Origin of the sequence: Flavobacterium sp. FlaQc-48, assembly GCF_044007335.1 — a bacterium.
Classification (GTDB): domain Bacteria; phylum Bacteroidota; class Bacteroidia; order Flavobacteriales; family Flavobacteriaceae; genus Flavobacterium.
On record NZ_JBIPCR010000009.1, the window covers coordinates 149087 to 168900 of the forward strand.

At 35.7% G+C, this 19814-nt stretch carries 11 protein-coding genes; 4 read left to right on the forward strand and 7 right to left on the reverse strand.

Annotated features, from left to right (window positions below; translation table 11 throughout):
• Positions 1–4: 4 nt before the first annotated feature.
• The 4 genes from ACHRWY_RS15610 to ACHRWY_RS15625 all read left to right on the forward strand — a co-directional run bounded on the left by ACHRWY_RS15610 (position 5) and on the right by ACHRWY_RS15625 (position 6140).
• Positions 5–3175 (forward strand): efflux RND transporter permease subunit, encoded by a 3171-nt coding sequence (locus ACHRWY_RS15610; RefSeq protein WP_395355892.1) that lies wholly within the window; start codon positions 5–7, stop codon positions 3173–3175.
• Positions 3176–3193: 18 nt separating this feature from the next.
• On the forward strand, positions 3194–4600 hold the full coding sequence (locus ACHRWY_RS15615) for an efflux transporter outer membrane subunit (RefSeq protein ID WP_395355894.1): 1407 nt from the start codon (positions 3194–3196) through the stop codon (positions 4598–4600).
• A gap of 228 nt (positions 4601–4828) precedes the next feature.
• Positions 4829–5329 carry a hypothetical protein gene (locus ACHRWY_RS15620; protein WP_395355895.1) on the forward strand — a complete coding sequence of 167 codons (501 nt, stop codon included), beginning with the start codon at positions 4829–4831 and terminating at the stop codon, positions 5327–5329.
• Between the two features lie 292 nt (positions 5330–5621).
• On the forward strand, positions 5622–6140 hold the full coding sequence (locus ACHRWY_RS15625; protein ID WP_395355896.1) for an MEKHLA domain-containing protein: 519 nt from the start codon (positions 5622–5624) through the stop codon (positions 6138–6140).
• Between the two features lie 460 nt (positions 6141–6600).
• On the opposite strand, the gene ACHRWY_RS15630 is transcribed toward ACHRWY_RS15625, so the two are convergent.
• From ACHRWY_RS15630 to ACHRWY_RS15660, 7 genes are all read right to left on the reverse strand, one after another.
• Positions 6601–9414, reverse strand: coding sequence for a M16 family metallopeptidase (locus tag ACHRWY_RS15630; RefSeq protein WP_395355897.1), 2814 nt, complete (start codon positions 9412–9414; stop codon positions 6601–6603).
• An 11-nt stretch (positions 9415–9425) separates the two neighbouring features.
• A complete protein-coding gene (locus tag ACHRWY_RS15635) occupies positions 9426–11693 on the reverse strand; it encodes a Gldg family protein (RefSeq protein WP_395355898.1) in 2268 nt (755 codons plus the stop codon).
• A gap of 11 nt (positions 11694–11704) precedes the next feature.
• The gene (locus ACHRWY_RS15640) at positions 11705–12652 is read right to left on the reverse strand and encodes an ABC transporter ATP-binding protein (RefSeq protein ID WP_395355900.1); all 948 of its coding nucleotides are present in this window, start codon (positions 12650–12652) and stop codon (positions 11705–11707) included.
• 64 nt (positions 12653–12716) lie between these two features.
• Complete coding sequence (locus ACHRWY_RS15645) at positions 12717–14087, reverse strand: RagB/SusD family nutrient uptake outer membrane protein (RefSeq protein WP_395355901.1); 1371 nt, start codon at positions 14085–14087, stop codon at positions 12717–12719.
• 12 nt (positions 14088–14099) lie between these two features.
• A complete protein-coding gene (locus tag ACHRWY_RS15650; RefSeq protein WP_395355903.1) occupies positions 14100–17426 on the reverse strand; it encodes a TonB-dependent receptor in 3327 nt (1108 codons plus the stop codon).
• Positions 17427–17650: 224 nt separating this feature from the next.
• Complete coding sequence (locus tag ACHRWY_RS15655) at positions 17651–18691, reverse strand: FecR family protein (protein WP_395355904.1); 1041 nt, start codon at positions 18689–18691, stop codon at positions 17651–17653.
• Between the two features lie 233 nt (positions 18692–18924).
• The gene (locus ACHRWY_RS15660) at positions 18925–19512 is read right to left on the reverse strand and encodes an RNA polymerase sigma factor (protein ID WP_395355906.1); all 588 of its coding nucleotides are present in this window, start codon (positions 19510–19512) and stop codon (positions 18925–18927) included.
• Positions 19513–19814: the final 302 nt, after the last annotated feature.

A 19814-nucleotide genomic window follows, 5' to 3' on the forward strand; every position in this document is an offset into this window, starting at 1 on the left:
AAAAATGTTTAAAAAATTCATACAACGACCTGTACTTTCGACAGTAATATCGGTTATTATTGTCATTTTAGGTATTCTGGGCCTTATCGAGTTGCCTATTTCTCAATATCCGGATATTGCCCCTCCAACAGTAAACGTTTCAGCAAGTTATACCGGTGCCAATGCCGATGTGGTACTAAAAAGTATCGTAATTCCGCTTGAAGAGCAAATTAATGGTGTAGAAAACATGACTTACATGACTTCTACAGCAACTAATGATGGAAATGCGTCTATAAAAATCTTCTTTAAAGTAGGAACAAATCCTGATTTAGCAGCGGTAAACGTTCAGAACAGGGTTTCAAGAGCCACCAGTTTATTACCGGTAGAGGTAACTCAGGCAGGGGTAACAGTAACAAAAAGTCAGAGTAGTAACTTGTTGATCTTCTCTCTATATAGTGATGATAAAGCTTATGATCAGACTTTCCTTCAAAACTACGCCAAGATTAACCTTGTTCCTCAGATTCAGCGTGTAGTTGGGGTAGGGGATGTAACCGTTTTTGGTGCAAAAGATTACTCGATGAGGATCTGGCTGAAACCGGACATTATGCAACAATACAAACTGATTCCAAGTGATATTTCAGCTGTTTTGGCAGAGCAAAATATTGAAGCTGCACCAGGTAAATTTGGTGAAAACGGAAATCAGGCTTTTCAGTACGTAATTAAATATAAAGGACGTTTAACCAGTGCACAGGAATTTGAAGATATCGTTATAAAATCTGTGGGTAACGGACAGATGTTGCGATTGAAAGACGTGGCTAAAGTAGAACTGGGATCACTGAGCTATGCCTCAACCATTAAAACAAACGGTGTAGAATCGGCAGCGATGGCAATTAGCCAGACTCCGGGATCGAATGCCCGTGATGTAATCAACAATTCTAAAAAATTGATTGAAGAAGCAGCCAAAAGCTTCCCAAAAGGAGTAAAATATACAATCCTTGTTGACGTTAACGAAAACCTTGATGCTTCTATCGAAAAGGTAATCCATACTTTGATTGAAGCCTTTATATTGGTTTTTATTGTGGTATTTATTTTCCTTCAGGATTTCAGGTCTACGTTAATTCCGGCGATTGCAGTTCCGGTAGCGATTGTAGGTACCTTCTTCTTCCTGAATTTATTCGGCTTTACCATTAACTTATTAACGCTTTTTGCGATGGTCCTTGCGATTGGTATTGTGGTCGATGATGCCATTGTCGTCGTCGAGGCAGTCCATGCCAAACTGGACCATGGTTATAAATCGTCTAAAAAAGCAACGATTGATGCGATGGATGAAATTTCCGGAGCAATTATTTCGATCACACTTGTAATGGCTGCGGTATTTATTCCGGTAACTTTTATCACCGGATCGACAGGGGTTTTCTACAAACAATTTGGTATCACGTTAGCCGTTGCGATTATTCTTTCGGCAATTAACGCTCTTACTTTAAGTCCGGCCTTGTGTGCCTTACTTTTAAAACCTCATGCAGACGATCACAAACATAAAAGTTTTATTCAGAGATTTTATACGTCATTTAATGTTGCATTCGATAATGTAACCAATAAATACAAACGTTCGGTTACCTTTCTTTCTGTCAAAAAATGGATTGTACTTCTGGCTATTGTTATTGCCGGAGCTGCTTTATTTTATATGATGAAAACCACGCCTTCAGCTTTCGTTCCAGCGGAAGATCAGGGTACTGTTTTTGCTAACATTAGTTTGCCGCCATCGGCTTCTATGGAACGTTCTGAAGTAATTGCCAAAAAAGTAGACAGTATTGCCAATACCATTCCCGGAGTTAAAAACACACTTCGTATTGTAGGGCAGAACTTTACAGCCGGAGCGGGTAGTGCTTACAGTATGGTTATTGTAAAACTGGAAACATGGGATAAACGTGATTTAAGTGTTAATGATGTAATTGGCCAGCTATTTGCCAAAACAAGCGGTATTCGTGAAGCGAACATTTTCTTTATTTCTCCGCCGACTATTCAGGGATTTGGACAAAGTGGTGGATTCGAATTCCAATTGCAGGATAAAGGAGGTCACACGACAGCAGAATTCTTTAAAGTCAATACTGAATTTTTAGATAAGTTGTCAAAACGTCCGGAAATACAATATGCGACAACCCCATTTAACCCTGGATTCCCTCAGTACATGATGGATATTAATCTGGCAAAAGCCAAAGATGCAGGTGTTTCAATCAATACGATTTTGTCTACCATGCAAGGATATTATGGCGGATTGTATGCTTCGAATTTTAATAAATTCGGAAAACAATACCGTGTTATGATTCAGGCTTCTCCGGAATTCCGTACCAATACCGAAGGACTAAACAAGATTTTTGTGAGAAACAGTGCGGGAACAATGGCGCCAATTACAGAGTTTGTAAAAATGACCAGAGTTTTTGGACCGGAATCCATTTCAAGATTTAACCTTTTCTCTTCTATTGCGATTACCGGAGCACCAAATCCCGGATTTAGTTCGGGAGATGCAATTAAAGCTATTCAGGAAGTTGCTGCCCAGGAATTACCGGCAGGTTACGGATATGAATTCTCCGGATTAACGCGTGAGGAACTGGCATCGGGAAGTGAAACTATTTTTATCTTTATTTTATGTCTGGTGTTTGTTTACTTCTTATTAAGTGCACAATACGAGAGTTATATTTTGCCATTTGCAGTATTGCTGTCTATTCCTTTTGGATTGGCCGGAGCCTATTTGTTCTCGATCATTTTCAAGTTAAACAGTAATATTTATTTACAGATTTCCTTAATCATGCTGATTGGGTTGCTGGCAAAAAATGGTATTTTGATTGTCGAATTTGCCCTTGAAAGAAGACGTAAGGGAATGCCAATTGTACAAGCAGCTGTAGAAGGAGCTGTAGCTCGTTTACGACCAATTTTAATGACTTCTTTTGCCTTTATTTTAGGACTTGTTCCTTTAATGTTTGCGTCGGGAGCAGGAGCTGTAGGAAACAAATCGATAGGAACGGGAGCTGTTGGAGGTATGTTAATCGGAACCATTTTGGGAGTATTTGTTATTCCTATATTATTTATCATTTTCCAGTCTTTACAGGAAAGAATTAGTGGTCCTGCCAAAGAAAACTATGACGACGAAGGAGATGATGATGAGGAAATACAACTAATCGAAGCTCATAAAGAGTAATAATTTAATTAAGAAAAAATGACTCATAGTTCAAATAAATATATTCTTATCGTAATTGCAGCCGCACTTTTAAGTGCGTGCTCAATTACCAAGAAATACGAACGTCCGGCGACAATTTCGACGGATAAGTTATATAGGGATCAGGCTTCTGCCGATTCGACTACGATTGCCAATATGCCCTGGCAAACTGTTTTTAAAGATCAAAAACTGAATGCTTTAATTCAAAAAGGATTAGATCAGAACCTGAACTTAAAAAATGCGATCGAAAATATCGTGCAGGCCCGTGCTACTTTACGTCAGACCAAACTGGCTTATTATCCAACTTTGGATCTGGATGCTAATGCAACGCGTAATAAGCAATCTAAAGCAGCATTAAATTTTCCGGCAGGAATTAATATCAATACGTTAACAACGACCTATAAATTAGGTTTAAGTACCTCTTGGGAAGCTGATATTTGGGGAAAACTAAGCAGTTCAAAAAGAGCGGCCCTGGCTACGTACCTTTCTACAGATGCTGCGAAACAGGCAGTTCAAACCCAGTTGATATCAGACATAGCGAACAATTATTTTTTATTGTTAGCCTATGACAAACAATTAGAAATTACGAAATCAACCTTAGAAAGCCGTATTAAAAATGTTGAAGTGATCAAAGCTTTAAAAGAAGGCGCAATAGTTACCGGTGCATCTGTCGTACAAAGTGAAGCGAACCAGCATGCAGCCGAAGTTTTGATCCCGGATTTGAAAAGAAGTATTCGTGAGACTGAAAATGCGCTTAATATTTTGTTAGGACAAGCTTCAGGACCAATTGAGAGAGGTGTTTTAGGAGATCAGGTAATTCCTGAAAAAATTGCTATTGGTTTACCGGCTCAGTTGTTAGAAAATCGTCCGGATGTTCGTGAAGCTGAATTTAATTTCAGAACGGCTTTTGAAACGACAAATATGGCCAGGACCTATTTTTATCCAAGTCTTACCCTTACAGCAAGCGGTGGATTTTCGACTTTGGAATTAAAAAATTTCTTTGATCAGTCTATTTTTTATTCTATAATTGGAGGATTAACGCAGCCTATTTTTAATCAGGGACTTAATAAAGCAAGATTAACAAATGCGCAATCCAGACAAGTGCAGGCTTTTAATAATTTCCAACAAAGCCTTTTAGTTGCAGGTCAGGAAGTTTCGAATGCTATGTATGCTTATGAAATGGCAGTTGAAAAAGAAGATTCGAGAGAAAAACAAATCGAAGCTTTAGAAAAAGCAGTTGATTTTACGCAACAACTTTTAGAATATAGTTCTGAAACCAATTATACCGATGTATTGACATCAGAACAAAACCTTTTGGCAGCTCAATTGAGCGGTGTTAACGATAATCTACAGAAGTTGCAGGCTGTAGTTGATTTGTACCGTGCTTTAGGTGGTGGATGGAAATAGATTCCTGATCAGAATTGATTTTAAAATTACCACCACTATTAAATTAAATTGTTGAAACAAAAAATGCCTCAATATTTCTGAGGCATTTTTTATTGGGTAACTTCTGTCGGTTGAGAGCTCCTATACGTCGATTGGTTTTGCCTTTCTGTATAATCAATAGAAGAAAGGCAAATTAATGGCACTACTTTAGCTTTGTTCAAATCAAATTAATATTTAATACCACAAAAGATGAAAAAGTTAGGATTCGCATTAATACTCTTGATGAGTATTTTTGCACACGCGCAGGTTTCGATTAACGTAAATATTGGTACACCTCCAAATTGGGGACCACAAGGTTATGACGACAGCAGATATTACTATCTGCCAGATATCGATACCTATTATGATGTTGCCCAAAAGCAGTTTATCTATGATAATAATGGCAGATGGGTTCGTGAAAGCAGATTACCGGCGCAATACAGACAATATGATCTTTATGGCGGTTATAAGGTAGTTTTAAATGATTACAGAGGAGATGCTCCTTATGCGTACCATACCAAGCACAGAGCGAATTATCCTAAAGGATATCATGGCAGCCCTCAAAAAAACAGAGGAAATAAACCGGATAAGAATTACAAACAAAATAATAAACAAAAACCTCAACACGGAAACGACAGAAAGGATAATTCAAATAAATCCAGAGGAAATTCAAACAAAAAAGATCAGAATCATCATGATGATCGCCACTAATTAAAAAAACATGACTAAATGAAAAACGCCTCAGATTGAGGCGTTTTTTTGTTTTAACATTAAAAACAGGGAAAGCAATGTTATCAGGATGTGATCTAAATGTATTGCAAAAATGATAATTTAAACAATTATTAATCAGTTAATTAGTAATTTTTTGTACGAATTTTTATATTTTTATTTCATTGTGTTTTAATTTTGGTTTGTATATTTATGATGATCAAAATTTGATTAGTTAAACTCATTATCTTGTTACTATATATAAAATAATTCACTTCTTAAAAATTTATATATCATGAACTCAGAAGAAAAATACCAACTGATTAAACAAATAGATGATTGTTTTCTCGCCCTTAACGGAACGCATCTTCCTTGTCCTGAAATGGTTCCGGATCGCTATAAATGGCTACATGAAAAAGCAAATTACAGTATACTTGCAGTAGATAATAGTACGGATTCTTTTTTTATTTATGCCAATCAATATGCATTGTCTTGTTTCAAATATACGTGGGATGAAATACTTTTAATTCCTTCAAGATTCAGCGCTTCAGAGGCTAATAGAGAGGCACGCGCACTATTATTCGAAAAGGTTAGTAAAAACAAGATTGTTTATAATTATTCAGGTCCTCGCGTTGATAAATACGGAAATAGTTTTACCATTAACGAAGCAATCGTTTGGGAATTACAAGACAAAAATAATAACGTTTGGGGCCAGGGAGCAATTTTTTGGACAACAGAGGAAATACAAAAAAGACAATCTCACAATAATCTCTTTGAAAACAGTAAGATTTGGTTCGCCAACTTTCCTTTGTAACTTCTTTTGGTGGTTCGTCTAGTTTTGGCAGAGATTGATCCAGTACGATTGAATTTTTGAATTTTGGGAATATAATACAGAATTTGTTCCGTTGGGATATTATCCGGTAACCAATCCGTATGCTTTATCTTGTTTTAAATACAATTGGGATATGCTTTCTCTTTCTTCAATATTAGTTTTAGCAGAACATAGTATTAAATAAGGGATTTAAATTAGTGACAAAATAACGAACACATAGAAACGTAGATTTAAAGTTGGAATTAAGGATTTTCATAAAATCATAGTTTTTTCGCATAGAACGATGATATTTATTTAAGTGAAATACCTTTTTTACAATTTATAATCTATGTTTTTTAATACATAAAATATTGAAAATGAAAGATGTTATAAAAACAAAAAAGGCTGTCTGTTACGACAACCTTTAATGACTAATAAAAAATAAAAAAGTATTCTAAAGCTATTACTTACCTGGTTGACTTTCCGGACTCATAATTACTTCAACACTACTGGAACTATCCAAAATATGCCTGCTCAATTGCTGAATAGTTTTCTGATTAATTTTAGAAATTAAATTTTTATATTCGTCATCCTGTAAAAACGGAATCTGATTTAAGCTGTTATTGTAAAGTGTTGTATTCCAAAACGAATTGGTTTTAAGTGACTCTTCCCTGTTTTTTAGAAGTGCTTTTTTAATGTCTTCTAAATCATTAACATTGACCGGATTTGATTTTAAATCATGGATTTCTTTCCAGACAATCTGCATTAATTTTTCCTGTTTATCCGGATTACAATCGAAAGTAAGCGCAAGACTGTAAGTGGGTTTCGGGATTAGTTCCAGGTTTCCGCCCACATTTACGCCGTAACTTCCGCCTTCTTCTTCGCGAATGGTCTGCAGGAATCGTTTGGATAATATTTCTCCAATAACATACATCGACAAGGCATTTTCTTTACTGTATTCTATTGTTCCGGTTAGGTTTAAGTAAACGGTTGTTTTCGCCACTTCCATCGGACGTTTGAAATGAACTTCGGTTTTTCCTTTTTTAGGCTCCATATTATGGTCGACATAATTTTCTTTTAAAGAAGGATTAGATTTAATATTTCCGATGTATTTCTGAATCAGTTCTAAAACTGAATCCGGAATATTTCCAACAAAAATAAAAGTGAAATCACCAGCGTTTTTAATGCGGTCGCGGTAAATACTTTCTGCTTTCTTTAAATCAATAGTTTCAAGGAATTTTTTGTTGAATATAAAGGTACGCGGGTTGTAATTAGAATTGGCCAGCTCAATGGTATCCTTAAAGGTGTTTCCGTTGTCTTGTTTGATATTTTCCAGATTGTTTTTGTACTGCTCTTTTAGGATATTAAAGATATTGGGATCAAAACGCGGCGCTTCAAAAGAAAGATAAACCAATTGCAGCATGGTTTCGAAATTGGCTTTGTTGGAGCTTCCCTGGAAACCCTGCGTATTTTCGCCAATAAAAGGAGAGGCCTGCGCTACTTTTCCGGTTAGTTTTTCTTTTAAACCCATATTATCAAAATCGCCTAAACCTGAAGATCTTGCAAGTGTTGTTGCAATTTCGGCGGAAGCCAGATCTTCTGTTTTTATCAAAGATTTACCGCCTTTAGAAAATGCAGAAAAAATAATCTGATCTTGCGAATTGGTTGTTGGAAGCACAATTATTTTAGCCTCATTTTCTAAAATATAACCTTTTGCATCCTTAATTCCAGCCACTTCAAATGTTTTTTTGATCGCAGCAGGTTTTAATTCTTTTGCTATTAAAGGCGCATTGTTTTCTTTTTTGGTGTAAGGTTCCAAAGTCATATTTTCAACCTTCTTCATCACAGCAACAACAGCTTCCTTATTTGGGAAATCATTTTTATCCTGATCAGAACCTGTTACTAAAACCACCTGATTGGCAGGCTTTTGGATGGTTTTCGCGTAAGCGTTTAACTCTTCTAAAGTGATGCTTTTAATAATGCCAACAATCAGGTTATAATCATCTTGTGGCGAAAGAAAAGGTTTTGCTTTCAGGAAATAATCCGTCAGTTTATCTGCCCAGCTGTCGTTGTCGACTTTATCTTTATTACTGATAAAATCATCGTAGGAACTGATAAAGATCTTTTTTGTCCGGTCTAATTCGGCTTGTGCGGCACCAAAACGTTTTAAGCGTTCTGCTTCAGTATACGCTTCTTCAAAAGCCTGAATTGTTTTTCCTTTTTTGGCTAAAGCCGAAATATTAAAGGAGGTATTTAACCTTGAAACAGGTTCAAAGTAAGTCTTTAAATTTAATGCCGAACCTTGGTTTTTCAGGATTAATTCCCTGAAACGATTGTTTAAGATATTGGTATAAAAAGAGTTCATAACGTTTTTACGCGTCACGATACTGTCTTTTAATAAAGGCTCATCGAGAACGTACTGAAGTGTAATGGAAGTTGAAGAAGCTTCTTTGTCAGACGCTGTTCCAAAATACAATTCGTCATGTTTTGGAATCTCTGCATAGGTTCTGGCAGCTACTTTTTTTGCCAGAGGAATACCTGAAAATATGGTTTTGACTTTTTGCTCCATTGTTTTCACATCAATATCGCCCACAATAATGACAGCCTGTAAATCTGGCCTGTACCATTTTTTATAGTAATTTCTCAATTCAGGATATTTGAAGTTATTGATGATATTCAAATCACCAATAACATCTCTTTTACTGTATTTTGAACCTTTGTATACAACAGGATCTGTCTGCATTTTTAAACGAAAACCGCTGGTTCTGCGCGTTCTCCATTCTTCTCTGATCACACCTCTTTCTGCATCTATTTCTTCATTGGTTAAAGACAGCGATCCTGACCAGTCGTGAAGTACCCAAAGTGTAGAGTCGATCAGTTTTTGGTTGGTCACGGGAACACCGCTGATATTATAAACAGTTTCATCCTGAGCCGTATAAGCATTGATATCTTTACCAAAACTTACCCCGTTTTTTTCCAGCATTTTAATGATCCCTTTGCCTTTAAAATGTTCTGTTCCGTTAAAAGCCATGTGTTCCAGAAAATGCGCCAGCCCGTTTTGATTGTCGTCTTCTAATATGGCTCCAACATTTTGAACAAAGTAAAAACTCGCTCTGTCTTTTGGTTCTTCGTTATGCAGGATATAATAGGTGAGTCCGTTTTTTAATTTTCCGGTCGTCACACTTTTATCCAGCGGAATGTTGGTTTTAAATTGAGAAAATGCACCTTGAAAAGACAAGCCCATAATCGCAATAATGATAGTTGTTTTAGTATTCATTTTGATGTTTTTTATCTTCTGTTTCTTCTTATTAATATAAAAGCACCACTTAATATGATCAATAAAGGAAATAGCCCAATGAAGACAATTTTATTGATGAAAACCTGATTTGCATTGATGGTTATTTTCTTGTCTGTATTTTCAGGACGAGTAGTATCGATTGGGAATTCGTAATTGCTAAACCAGCTGAAAACATCGGTTACAAACTGAAAAGTTCCTGATCCGCCGCGGCTTAACTCTGCATTGCCCATAAAATCGGCATCTCCGGTAACAATTATTTTTTGAGATTTACCATTTGTATTTCTTGTTAATGCCACAACTAGAGGAACTGCTGTTGCTGAAGGCTGCTTTTTTAAATCTTCAGAAATGGTTGTAATTCCCATTTGAGATTCCCAAGCCGGCTGATTATTGGTTTTTAAAATCGGCGTAACTTTAAATCCGGCATCTTTTACGGTTTTGATACCGCTGCTTCCTAAAAGCGGAATAGGATTATCATTTTTAGTTTTACTGAATTTAATTATAGCAGGGTCAATGTTTTTTTGAAGATCTGTTACTAAATAATCAGGCGAATTGGTTTCACTTTCCTGAATCAGTCCTTGTCTGGTGAAACTTAAACCTAATTTATCTGTAACTGCAGACAAAGCAGAATTCGTTTCAGGTTCTGTTAGAAGCATTAAATTTTTTCCTTCGTCAATGTATTTATTGATACGGTCAATGGCACCCTGGCTTAATTGTGTTTTAGGATCTGCAATAATCAAAATAGTAGTTTGTTCCGGAATGTTCTGCGCATTAAGATCTACAGAAGAAACGTCAAATCCTTGATTGATAAGTGAGTATCTAAAGGTGATTTCATTAAATCCTGTTTTGTAATTTTTATCTCCGTTTTTATCCACACTTCTTTCCATGTTCCCGGTTGCAAAAACAATTTTAGGAGCAGGAACAACTAAGCGTTTTAAAGCGGCAGAGATTTCTTTTTCCATCGGAACTTTAAACATATCCTCATACATTCTTAAAAATGTTTTCTTTCCGTTATATTCAATTGTTCTTACGACTCGGTTTTGCTCTGGTTTTAGATCTATAACTTTTTTAATCTCTTCTGGAGAATATAGTTTTTTTAGCTTTAAATCCTGTGTTTCGATCATTTTTTGCGCAAGCTGCTTGTCATTCAATCCGGGATTTTGAGCATACAAAGCTGTATTGTTTGAGGTATCATAATAATACACATATTCCATTTCCATCTGCGGTATAAAACGGGTGTATTTTTCGAAGCTTGCTATATCTGAATTCTGAGAATACGGCATCGCCATATAATAGTCTATATCTAAGAGATTTACGTAAGTGGTTATCTTAATTGGGCCGTCTATTTTCTTTACGATATTTAAGCTGGTTGCGGTAAGCGTCCTGTCTTTTTTTCTGGTCATGTCATAATACAGCGAAAGTGGTGCTCTTGATGTAATGTAGCCAAGTATAAGAACCAAACTTACCAGAGCAGTGTATTTCAGCACTCTTTTTGAGATCGTTTGTGCGTCTCTTCCGGTTTGTAATTTATAGATACTCAATACGATAAAAAGACCGCTTACCAAAATAAAGTAAAATACATCTTTACTGATGATAAGACCTTCAAGCATTTCGTTCGCGCGTCCGGCAATCGAAAGGAAATAGGTGATATCTTTTACATATTCGATATCCTGCCATAATTTTCCAATAAAATTTAATCCGGCCAAAACCACTAATGTGCTTATTGCCGCCACAACCTGATAAGAAGTAAGGCAAGACATAAAAAGACCAATTGCGGCGTAGGTACAAACCAATAAATACAAACCAATTAATCCTGAGACAGCAAATGTTAAATCTAAATTATCAATAGAGAAATAAGCTATAACAACCTGTATTCCTAGTATACCAACAAATAATAAGCAATAAGCTGCAATAGCTACATATTTCCCTAATACGATGTCTTTTATTTTTATAGGAGAAGAAAGTAAAAGTTTGATAGAACCGCTGTTGATTTCGCGGCTTATTAGCCCCATTGTTAATAGCGGAACGTACAGATACAGATAATTTTGCATTTCAGTATATAAACCACTGAAACCTGAAAAAATACTCTGTGATAAGTTGCCAAGGCCTTCTCCAATTTTTTGTGCTTTTTCAAAACGTTCGATAGAATTGAAAAATTTCCAGCTTGACTGGATCGAAAATATTACTAAAACTACCCACGCGACAGGGGAGTAAAACATAGTGTTAAGCTCTGTTTTAGCAATTCTGTATATTGTTTTCATTTGTTTGTTTTTTAAGAAAGAATAGCGTTTTTAGAAGGCGCTTTTTTAGATAATTGTGCGAAAATTTCATCCAGGGATACTTTTTCAAATTGAATTTCTCTCAATTTCCAGTTGTTATAAACGCTTAGCGAAATAATTTTTTCGGCAACTTCCTGAGTTCCGGTAAAGGTTACCTGTACTTTTTTTGGAGACAGAAAAATAGCAGCTGTAATTTCAGGAATTTCTTTTAACACTTCAAGAGCCGGCGGATTTTCAAAACTTGCTGTTAATTTATCGGCTTCGATATAATTGTTGAAAGCATCGAGTGTGTCCGAAAAAACCATATGTCCGTTTTCGATCATTCTGATATCCTGACATGTGGCCTGAACTTCAGAGAGAATATGCGAAGAGAAAATAACGGCTTTATCTTTGGATATTTTTTTGATTAATTTTCGAACTTCTAAAATCTGGTTGGGGTCAAGTCCGTTGGTTGGTTCATCTAAAACTACTAATTTTGGTTCGTGAATAATAGCCTGAGCAATACCTACACGTTGTCTGTAACCTCCGGATAAGTTTCGAATCAATCGGTTGCTGAAATGTGCAATACCGCATTGTTCTTTGGCTTTCTCTAAAGCATATTTTAAATCTTCTTTTTTTACATGTCTTAATTCGGCACAATGAATCAAATATTCATCAACCGTTAAATCTAAATGCAAAGGCGGAGTCTGCGGTAAAAAACCAATTAACTTTTTAGCTTCAACAGGGTTTTCTTTCAGGTTAATTCCGTCAATAAAAATGTTTCCTTTGGTTTGGTTCAAAACGCCGCAAAGGATATTCATTGTAGTTGATTTTCCTGCTCCGTTTGAGCCCAAAAGCCCTAAAATTCTATTTGTTTTAATTTCAAAACTTATATTTTGTATTGCCCAATCCTTGCTGTATTGATGTGACAAGTCCTCAACTCTTACAATTGTTGTTTCCATAGTGTTTTTTAAAAATCGCAAGAATGTTTTTTTGAAGTAACATTCTTGCGTTTATTTTATTTATTTAATATCCAGAATTTTGGTTTAAGAAGGGATTAGAGCGAATTGCAGGCTCCGGAATAGGATATAAATTATCCGTAGTTTTCCAGATTTTATCAGATAAAACAGAGAGTGTTTCATCCAGCTTTCCGGTTCTTTTAAGATCCAGCCAGCGATGCCCGTTTTCGGCAAAAAACTCGCGTTGTCTTTCAAGAGCAATTAAGTCTAACAATTGATTTGGATTGGCTAAGGTAGTATTGTCTAATAAAGCTCTGTTTCGAATGGTATTAATATCCTGCTGAGCTCCGGTAATATCATTAGATCTTACTCTGGCTTCGGCTCGTATTAAATAGAGTTCTGCCAATCTTAATACAGTAGAGCGTTCTGTAAGAGTACCACTAAAATCGTTATGATATTTATAAGGTGCAATACCTAAAAACACGCCAAATCTGTCTTTAATGTCAACAGTCCAGTTTGTTTTTCTGGCATCGCCGGTTTCAAAAAGCGCATTGCCTTTTCTTAGCAATAAAGTACCACCGGTTGTAAATACAGAAGATCCTTCGTAGGTATAATCGACATTAAAATAAGGTATTTGAAGAATTGACTCTTTACTATCTGCAATAAAAGGACTGTTAGATTCTGTTAATTCGGTAATTAAACCGTAAGTACCAGTTTGATTAATTACAGCAGATGCGTGGCTTGAAGCCTCATTCCATTTTCCTAAATAAAGATTTACTCTTGCCAATAAAGCTTCTGCAGCCCATTTTGTAGCCCTGATTCTTTCCTGATCATAATTTTTATAATCTGTTGGAAGATCTTTTGAAGCATCGGTTAAGTCCAGCAAAATCTGCGCATAAACAGCTTCTTGAGAAGATTGCGGCAACAATGCAGACACATCTATATTTGTCGTAAGTACCAAAGGCACATTGCCCCAAAGATTGGTCAGGTAAAAATAACAATACGCTCTTAAAAATTTAGCTTCGGCAATCCATTGTTTGCTTTTAGCGGCATTCAGCGAAGTACTTTTCGTAAGGCCTTCGATTACATTGTTAGCATTATAAATAGTTTTATACAATTCGCCCCAATTACCGTTTATAGTTCCGTCTGTTTCCGGGATTTCATTCGAACTGTAGATATTGGCAATACCGGTTCTTGGTACTAATTCATCAGCCGTTTGTCCAAGAAGCGTATGGATTCGGTTATAATAAAAATCGGCAACCGTACTTTGGTAAATTCCGTTTACAGCAGCCTCAGCTGTTGCTTCTGTAGAGTATACAATTTCTGATGATAACTGATTGCTCGGAATATCGACATCAAGAGCATTATCACAGCTTATAAGTCCTGATAAAAGGAAAAACGAAAATATACAGGTATATTTAGTAGAAATATTTTTCATGATTTTTTAGATTTAAAATGTAAACTGTGTTCCTAGAGTGATTGTACGTAAGGGAGGCAATGCCAATCCCTGCGTTTCGGGATCAAGACCTTTGTATTTAGTAAATGTTACTAAGTTTTGTCCCTGAACCGAAAGGCGAATACTTTGTAAATATTTCTTTGTTGCCTCATCTAAAGGAATCTGATAAGAAGCGCTTACATTTTTAAGTTTTATATACGATGCATCTACAATAGAAGCAGTTGAGCCCATATAATTGAAAAAACTATTTTGGAAACCTGAACTTAAAACATTTCCCTGAGCTATATAATCATTATATTCATCTACCTGAAAATTGGCAGTTGAGTAAGGGTACCCTGGTTGTGCACCAGTTTGAGACATCAAGGTAGTACCATCCTGTTTTACAAATTGAAATAAGAAATCAAGCGTAAAGGCTTTATAACTAATAGTGTTAGAAATACCGCCATAATATTGCGGATAAGAAGGACCATAATATCGTCTGTCCCCTTTGCCGGTTTCAGCAAATCCTGAAGAGATTCTTCCATCTCCGTTTACATCTTCAAACTGCGCAATTCCATTGGCATTTACACCTGTATAATTATACAAATACCTGCCGCCTAAAGGCTTTCCAACTACATATTGAGAGTAATAGCTGGTGAACTCGATATTAGGAAATGATACTAATTTATTGGAATTTGTTGAAATATTAAAAGAAGTTGACCAGTTAAAGTTTTTAGTATGAATGTTTGTTGTCGCCAGCGTAAATTCCCATCCTTTATTTTCAACTTTTGCCGGTAAGTTTGCCGTATAAGTTGTAAAACCTGCCTGCGCACTAAGGGTATAGTTTACCAATTGATTACTTGAAGTATTTTTATAATAAGCAGCAGTAAAAGAAATACGGTCGTTAAGGAAACTTAAATCCAATGCAGCTTCAAATTTCTTAGTTAATCCCCATTTGATGTTAGGGTTTGCAATTCTGGCTGCTGCCATAGAAGCATTTCCGTCACCGTAAGTACGGGTGTCAAAAGTTTCTGCATATTGATAATCTCCAATTTCGTCACTTCCTATTTCACCGTAACTGGAACGTAGTTTTCCAAAACTTAGTGCCGAAATGTTTTTCATGAATTTTTCCTGAGTAAAAACCCATGCACCACCCACAGAGCCAAAGTTTCCAAAACGGTTATTAGCTCCAAAACGTGATGAACCATCTCTTCTAAAGTTAATATTCAAAATGTATTTGTTGGCAATATTATAGTTAAGTCTGCTAAAAAGAGAAATGTACTTATATTCTGCACTTCCGTTACTAGCGGTTATGTTTTCTGCAGTGGCTAAATTTCCAATTAAGTTGTCTGAGCTATACCCACTTGAACTTACAAAAGATGGCATTTCAGATTTCCTGTTTTGCCATGAACCTCCAACTAAAGCAGTTAAGTTTCCTTTCCACAATTCAGTTGTGTAATTTAATTGTGGCTCTACCGTAAAATTATTGGTATTATTGGTTGAAACAGTATAAGATCTTTGAAAGTTCATATTCATACCGTTGGCTTCGGAATAAGCATGATTAGTGGCAGATGCCGGCATGAATTGTTTGGTCTGCATTTGTGCTCTGCCGTATCCAAGATCTGTTTTAAAAGAAAATCCTTTTGCAATTTCATACTGAAGGCTAAAACTTGTAATTAAGTTCGTTCCTTTGTCGTCTACTCTTTTCTCTAAAGCAGCAAGCGGATTAATATCGCTAAAGTAATCCGGAGACCAGTAATAGCTGCCATCTGCATTGTACAACGGGCGGTTAGGAGCAGTGCCTACAGCGTAAGTCGTGATATCAAAAAACGGTAACTTGTTATTATCTACCGCAAAAATTACAGAAGCCCCGACTTTCAATCTATTATCCAGTGTACTGTGATTGACATTAAAGTTGGTAGAAAATTTGTCATAGCTAAAATTTCCCGGTACAACAGTAGTTTCTTTATGGTAAGTACCGCTTAAAAGAAAATTGGTAGTATCATTTCCGCCTCTTAATGACGCAGAATAATTATTAAAATTAGCGGTTCCGCCTATTAATTTTTTCTGCCAGTTGGTTTGCGCATTTGGGTCCCAATCCGTAATAGCAATACCGTTACTATCCACATCAGCAACATCACCGTTATTGGTTAATGCAGTTTGCAGCATGTTTAAATAAGCAGGCGTACCTAATGTTTTTGTCATATGAGCTACTTCAGAAACTCCTGAATTTGTAGTTACCGTAAATTCTGTTTTTCCTGATTTTCCTTTTTTGGTCGTAATCAATACAACACCATTTGCTCCTCTGGAACCGTAAATTGCCGTAGCATCTGCATCTTTTAAGATTTCGATACTTTCGATATCATTTGGGTTGATAATATTAAGAGGGCTGGTCGATTTTTGAGCACCTCTAATAACGCTTTGATCCTGAACCTGTTCCTTGATATCATCTCCAATGTACGGAACACCATCAACAATATAAAGAGGTAAATTGTTTCCGGCAATAAAATTTCTTCCGCGAATACTGATATTCATGTCAGATCCTGCATAACCAGAAGTCTGCGTTACAAAAACACCCGGAGTTCTTCCCTGAAGTGTTTGTAAAATATTGGTTACCGGTTGTTTTTGGATATCTTCGGCAGTAATTTTAACTACAGATCCTGTCGAAGTTCTTTTGGTTGTGGTACCGTAACCAATCACTACGATTTCATCTAATTTAGCCAAATCGGGCTGCATTTTGATCGTAACAGACACTTGGTTTTCAACCGTAATATCCTGTGTTTTATACCCTAAATAAGATACTCTAAGGGTATGTTTTCCTGATGGCAGCTGGACATAAAATTGTCCGTCGAAATCAGAAACACCCTGTCTGTTACCGCCTAAAAGCGAAATAGTAACTCCCGGTAAAGGCTGACCGTTTTCATCAAGAACCTTTCCTGAAAGCATATAATCGGCATCATCAGATTTTTCTTTTTTAGAAGCATTTGTTTCTGTTTCGGCCTCAGTTTTAGACTTTTCTTTTTTATAAATGACTACATTTTTATCTACTTGTTTGTAGACCAAATTGCTTCCCTGAAGTACACTATTCAAAATATCGCTTACACTACGGCGTCCTTTTGGAGTACTCACTTTAGGGAAATCTTTTATGATCTGTGGCTGGTATGCAAATAGTAATCCTGTTTTATTTTCAATCGTTTTAAAAAGGGTTTTAATATCCTGATTATGAAGCTCAATATCTACAGATATCGCTTCCAGATTCTGACCGCTCATTTCATTGGCAAAGACCATGTGCGTGCCGCAGGTCAGTAAGAAAATGTGGAATAAACTGATTCGCATGATCATAATGGTTTTTTTTGACAGGTTAAAAAAAGACGTAGATGTCTTTTCCCTGTCAAACATGGTTGTTTTACAGCGTAATTTCATAAATTTGCATGTTTTTTAATGGTTACTGGAATTAATTATTAAGAATCGCGGCCATCTGGTGTAGGAGCCAGATGGCTTTTTTATTTTAGTTTTGGCTAGTTTTTTATATCGTTTTTTAAAAGATTAATACTCCGTTAATGGCTCTATTCACAGCCTTTCCCTTCCAGGACAATGGCGTTGTTTTGGTTGTAATGATAAGTAGTTTCTATCACACTGCATACTACTTTTAGAACATGATCCAGATCTTCTTCATTTAAGAAACTGGCAGTAATTCTGCATTTTTTAATTTTATCATTGCCTAACAAAATAGATACTTTATATTTTTGAGAAATCATGGCAACTGCATCTTCCATGTTAAGGTCGTCCAGAATAAGGTAATTACTTTTCCATGTTATGACAGTTTCTATTTTAGTGTTATTTTGCTCAAAATCTAAAGTATTCTTGTTTACTTTTATTTGCTGATTAGGAGTAATCACGCCGTATATTTTTTTGGTATCACCAACCTGTACTTTTCCACGTTCAACGGTAACCTCAATATTATCAGATGTATCGTAAGCATTAATATTAAAAGCAGTTCCTAAAACTCGGGTACTCACTTTACCGGTATGCACGATAAATGGCTTTTTTTCATTTCTTTTAATATCAAAATAAGCTTCACCGGATAAAGTAACTTCTCTGGTTTCTTTGTCAAAATCATTTTGGTCGTAGGTAATACTACTTTTATCGTTTAGGATAATAGTACTTCCGTCAGGCAACCGAATAAGCTGTTTTCCGTTGAATGCTAAAACTGAACTTACTTTTTCTGTTTTTTCCTGATTTGTTTTTACGGGATCCGGTGTGTTTTCATAAACGAAAGCAGTTCGAATGGCAAATAAAATTGTAATTGCCGCAGCGATCGCAACAATTGTCCGTCCTGATCTTCTGTATGATTTCTTGTTGTCATTAATCGGAATAACTTTAGGAGCCGAAGACTGAGAAAGGATATAAGTAAGAATATCATCTCCCTTTTGTTTGTCCAGCAGCTCAGCGTTTTCATTCTCATTTAACAGCACTCTGATTTTTTCTTTTACGAAATCATCATGATTGCCCTGCTGAATCATTTTCATCAGCTTTTGTTGTTCTGCCTCAGATATTGTATTCTGAAGGTAGTTTTCAAATAATTTTTCAAATACTTTTTGTTGCATTTGTGTTTTGATTGTGAGTTAATAATCGTTTATAAGGGTAAACCTGGGGGCTTTTTTGTTTTTGCTTTAAATTCAGAGATCCTGTTAAAACAGAAGACATATCTATGTTAAGTAGCGATCTTTATTATAAAGACGATTGAAAAAAGGGAAGGGAGTAGTCGAAAGTGAAAAAAATGTAAAAAAAAAGTAAAATAATGTAATGAACAGCTTTTTTGTAGTAAAATATGACGTTGTTATATTTTAAAAAAGACAAACAAAGTCATGAACATATTCATGTACGGAGAAATCTTAAGACGCACAAACTTTAAAGCCTGCGCCATGTGTTTTTTAACCGTTTCTGTAGAGATACCTAAATCTTCACCAATTTTCTGGTGACTTAAACCATCCCATTTTGCCATTTTGTAGATTTTTTGTTGCTGAGGCGGCAGTTGTTCCACAATCTGATTTAAAATAACATTGTACTGATCGTCTTTTATAGCTTCATCAGTATCATTTGCTGACGTGCTTTTGTAATTGACATTAGTAACTACAGCACTGTCACGCGCGATTTTTTTGATCATATCAAAAATATGATTTCGGGAAATGATAAAAAGATAATTTTCGATATTGGCTATTTCGGCAAGATTTTCGTGGTTTTGCCATATTTTCAGAAAGACATCCTGAACCACTTCTTCAGCGAGAACTCTGGATTTTGTTATTTTTAAGGCCGTAGAAAAAACAACATTTTTGTATTGATTATACAGCTGTGTAAAGGCCAGTTCACTCCCTTGCGAGAGCTCGTAAAGAAGCCTGCTTTGGTCGGAATTGGGATTGGATGACATGTATAGAAAAAATTTGTTGCTTTTTGGCAATATTATCACTTTTTTGAATATATGCACTATTCTGATGAAAAATATTTATCCGAAATGCTATTTTGGTAAATATTTGAAATGTATATTATGTAATTATTAAAAAAGGATTAAACATTTTACAAATCTTTGAAACGTACTATTTTGTGTACGAAAATGTTTTTTGTCCAGCATTTACTGGTCCTGACAGTTTTTTAAATTAAATATACGAAAATATTGAATTTATGGTTTTTTAGCTAAAAACGAGAATTATTGCTTAAAAAAGAAGTATTTAG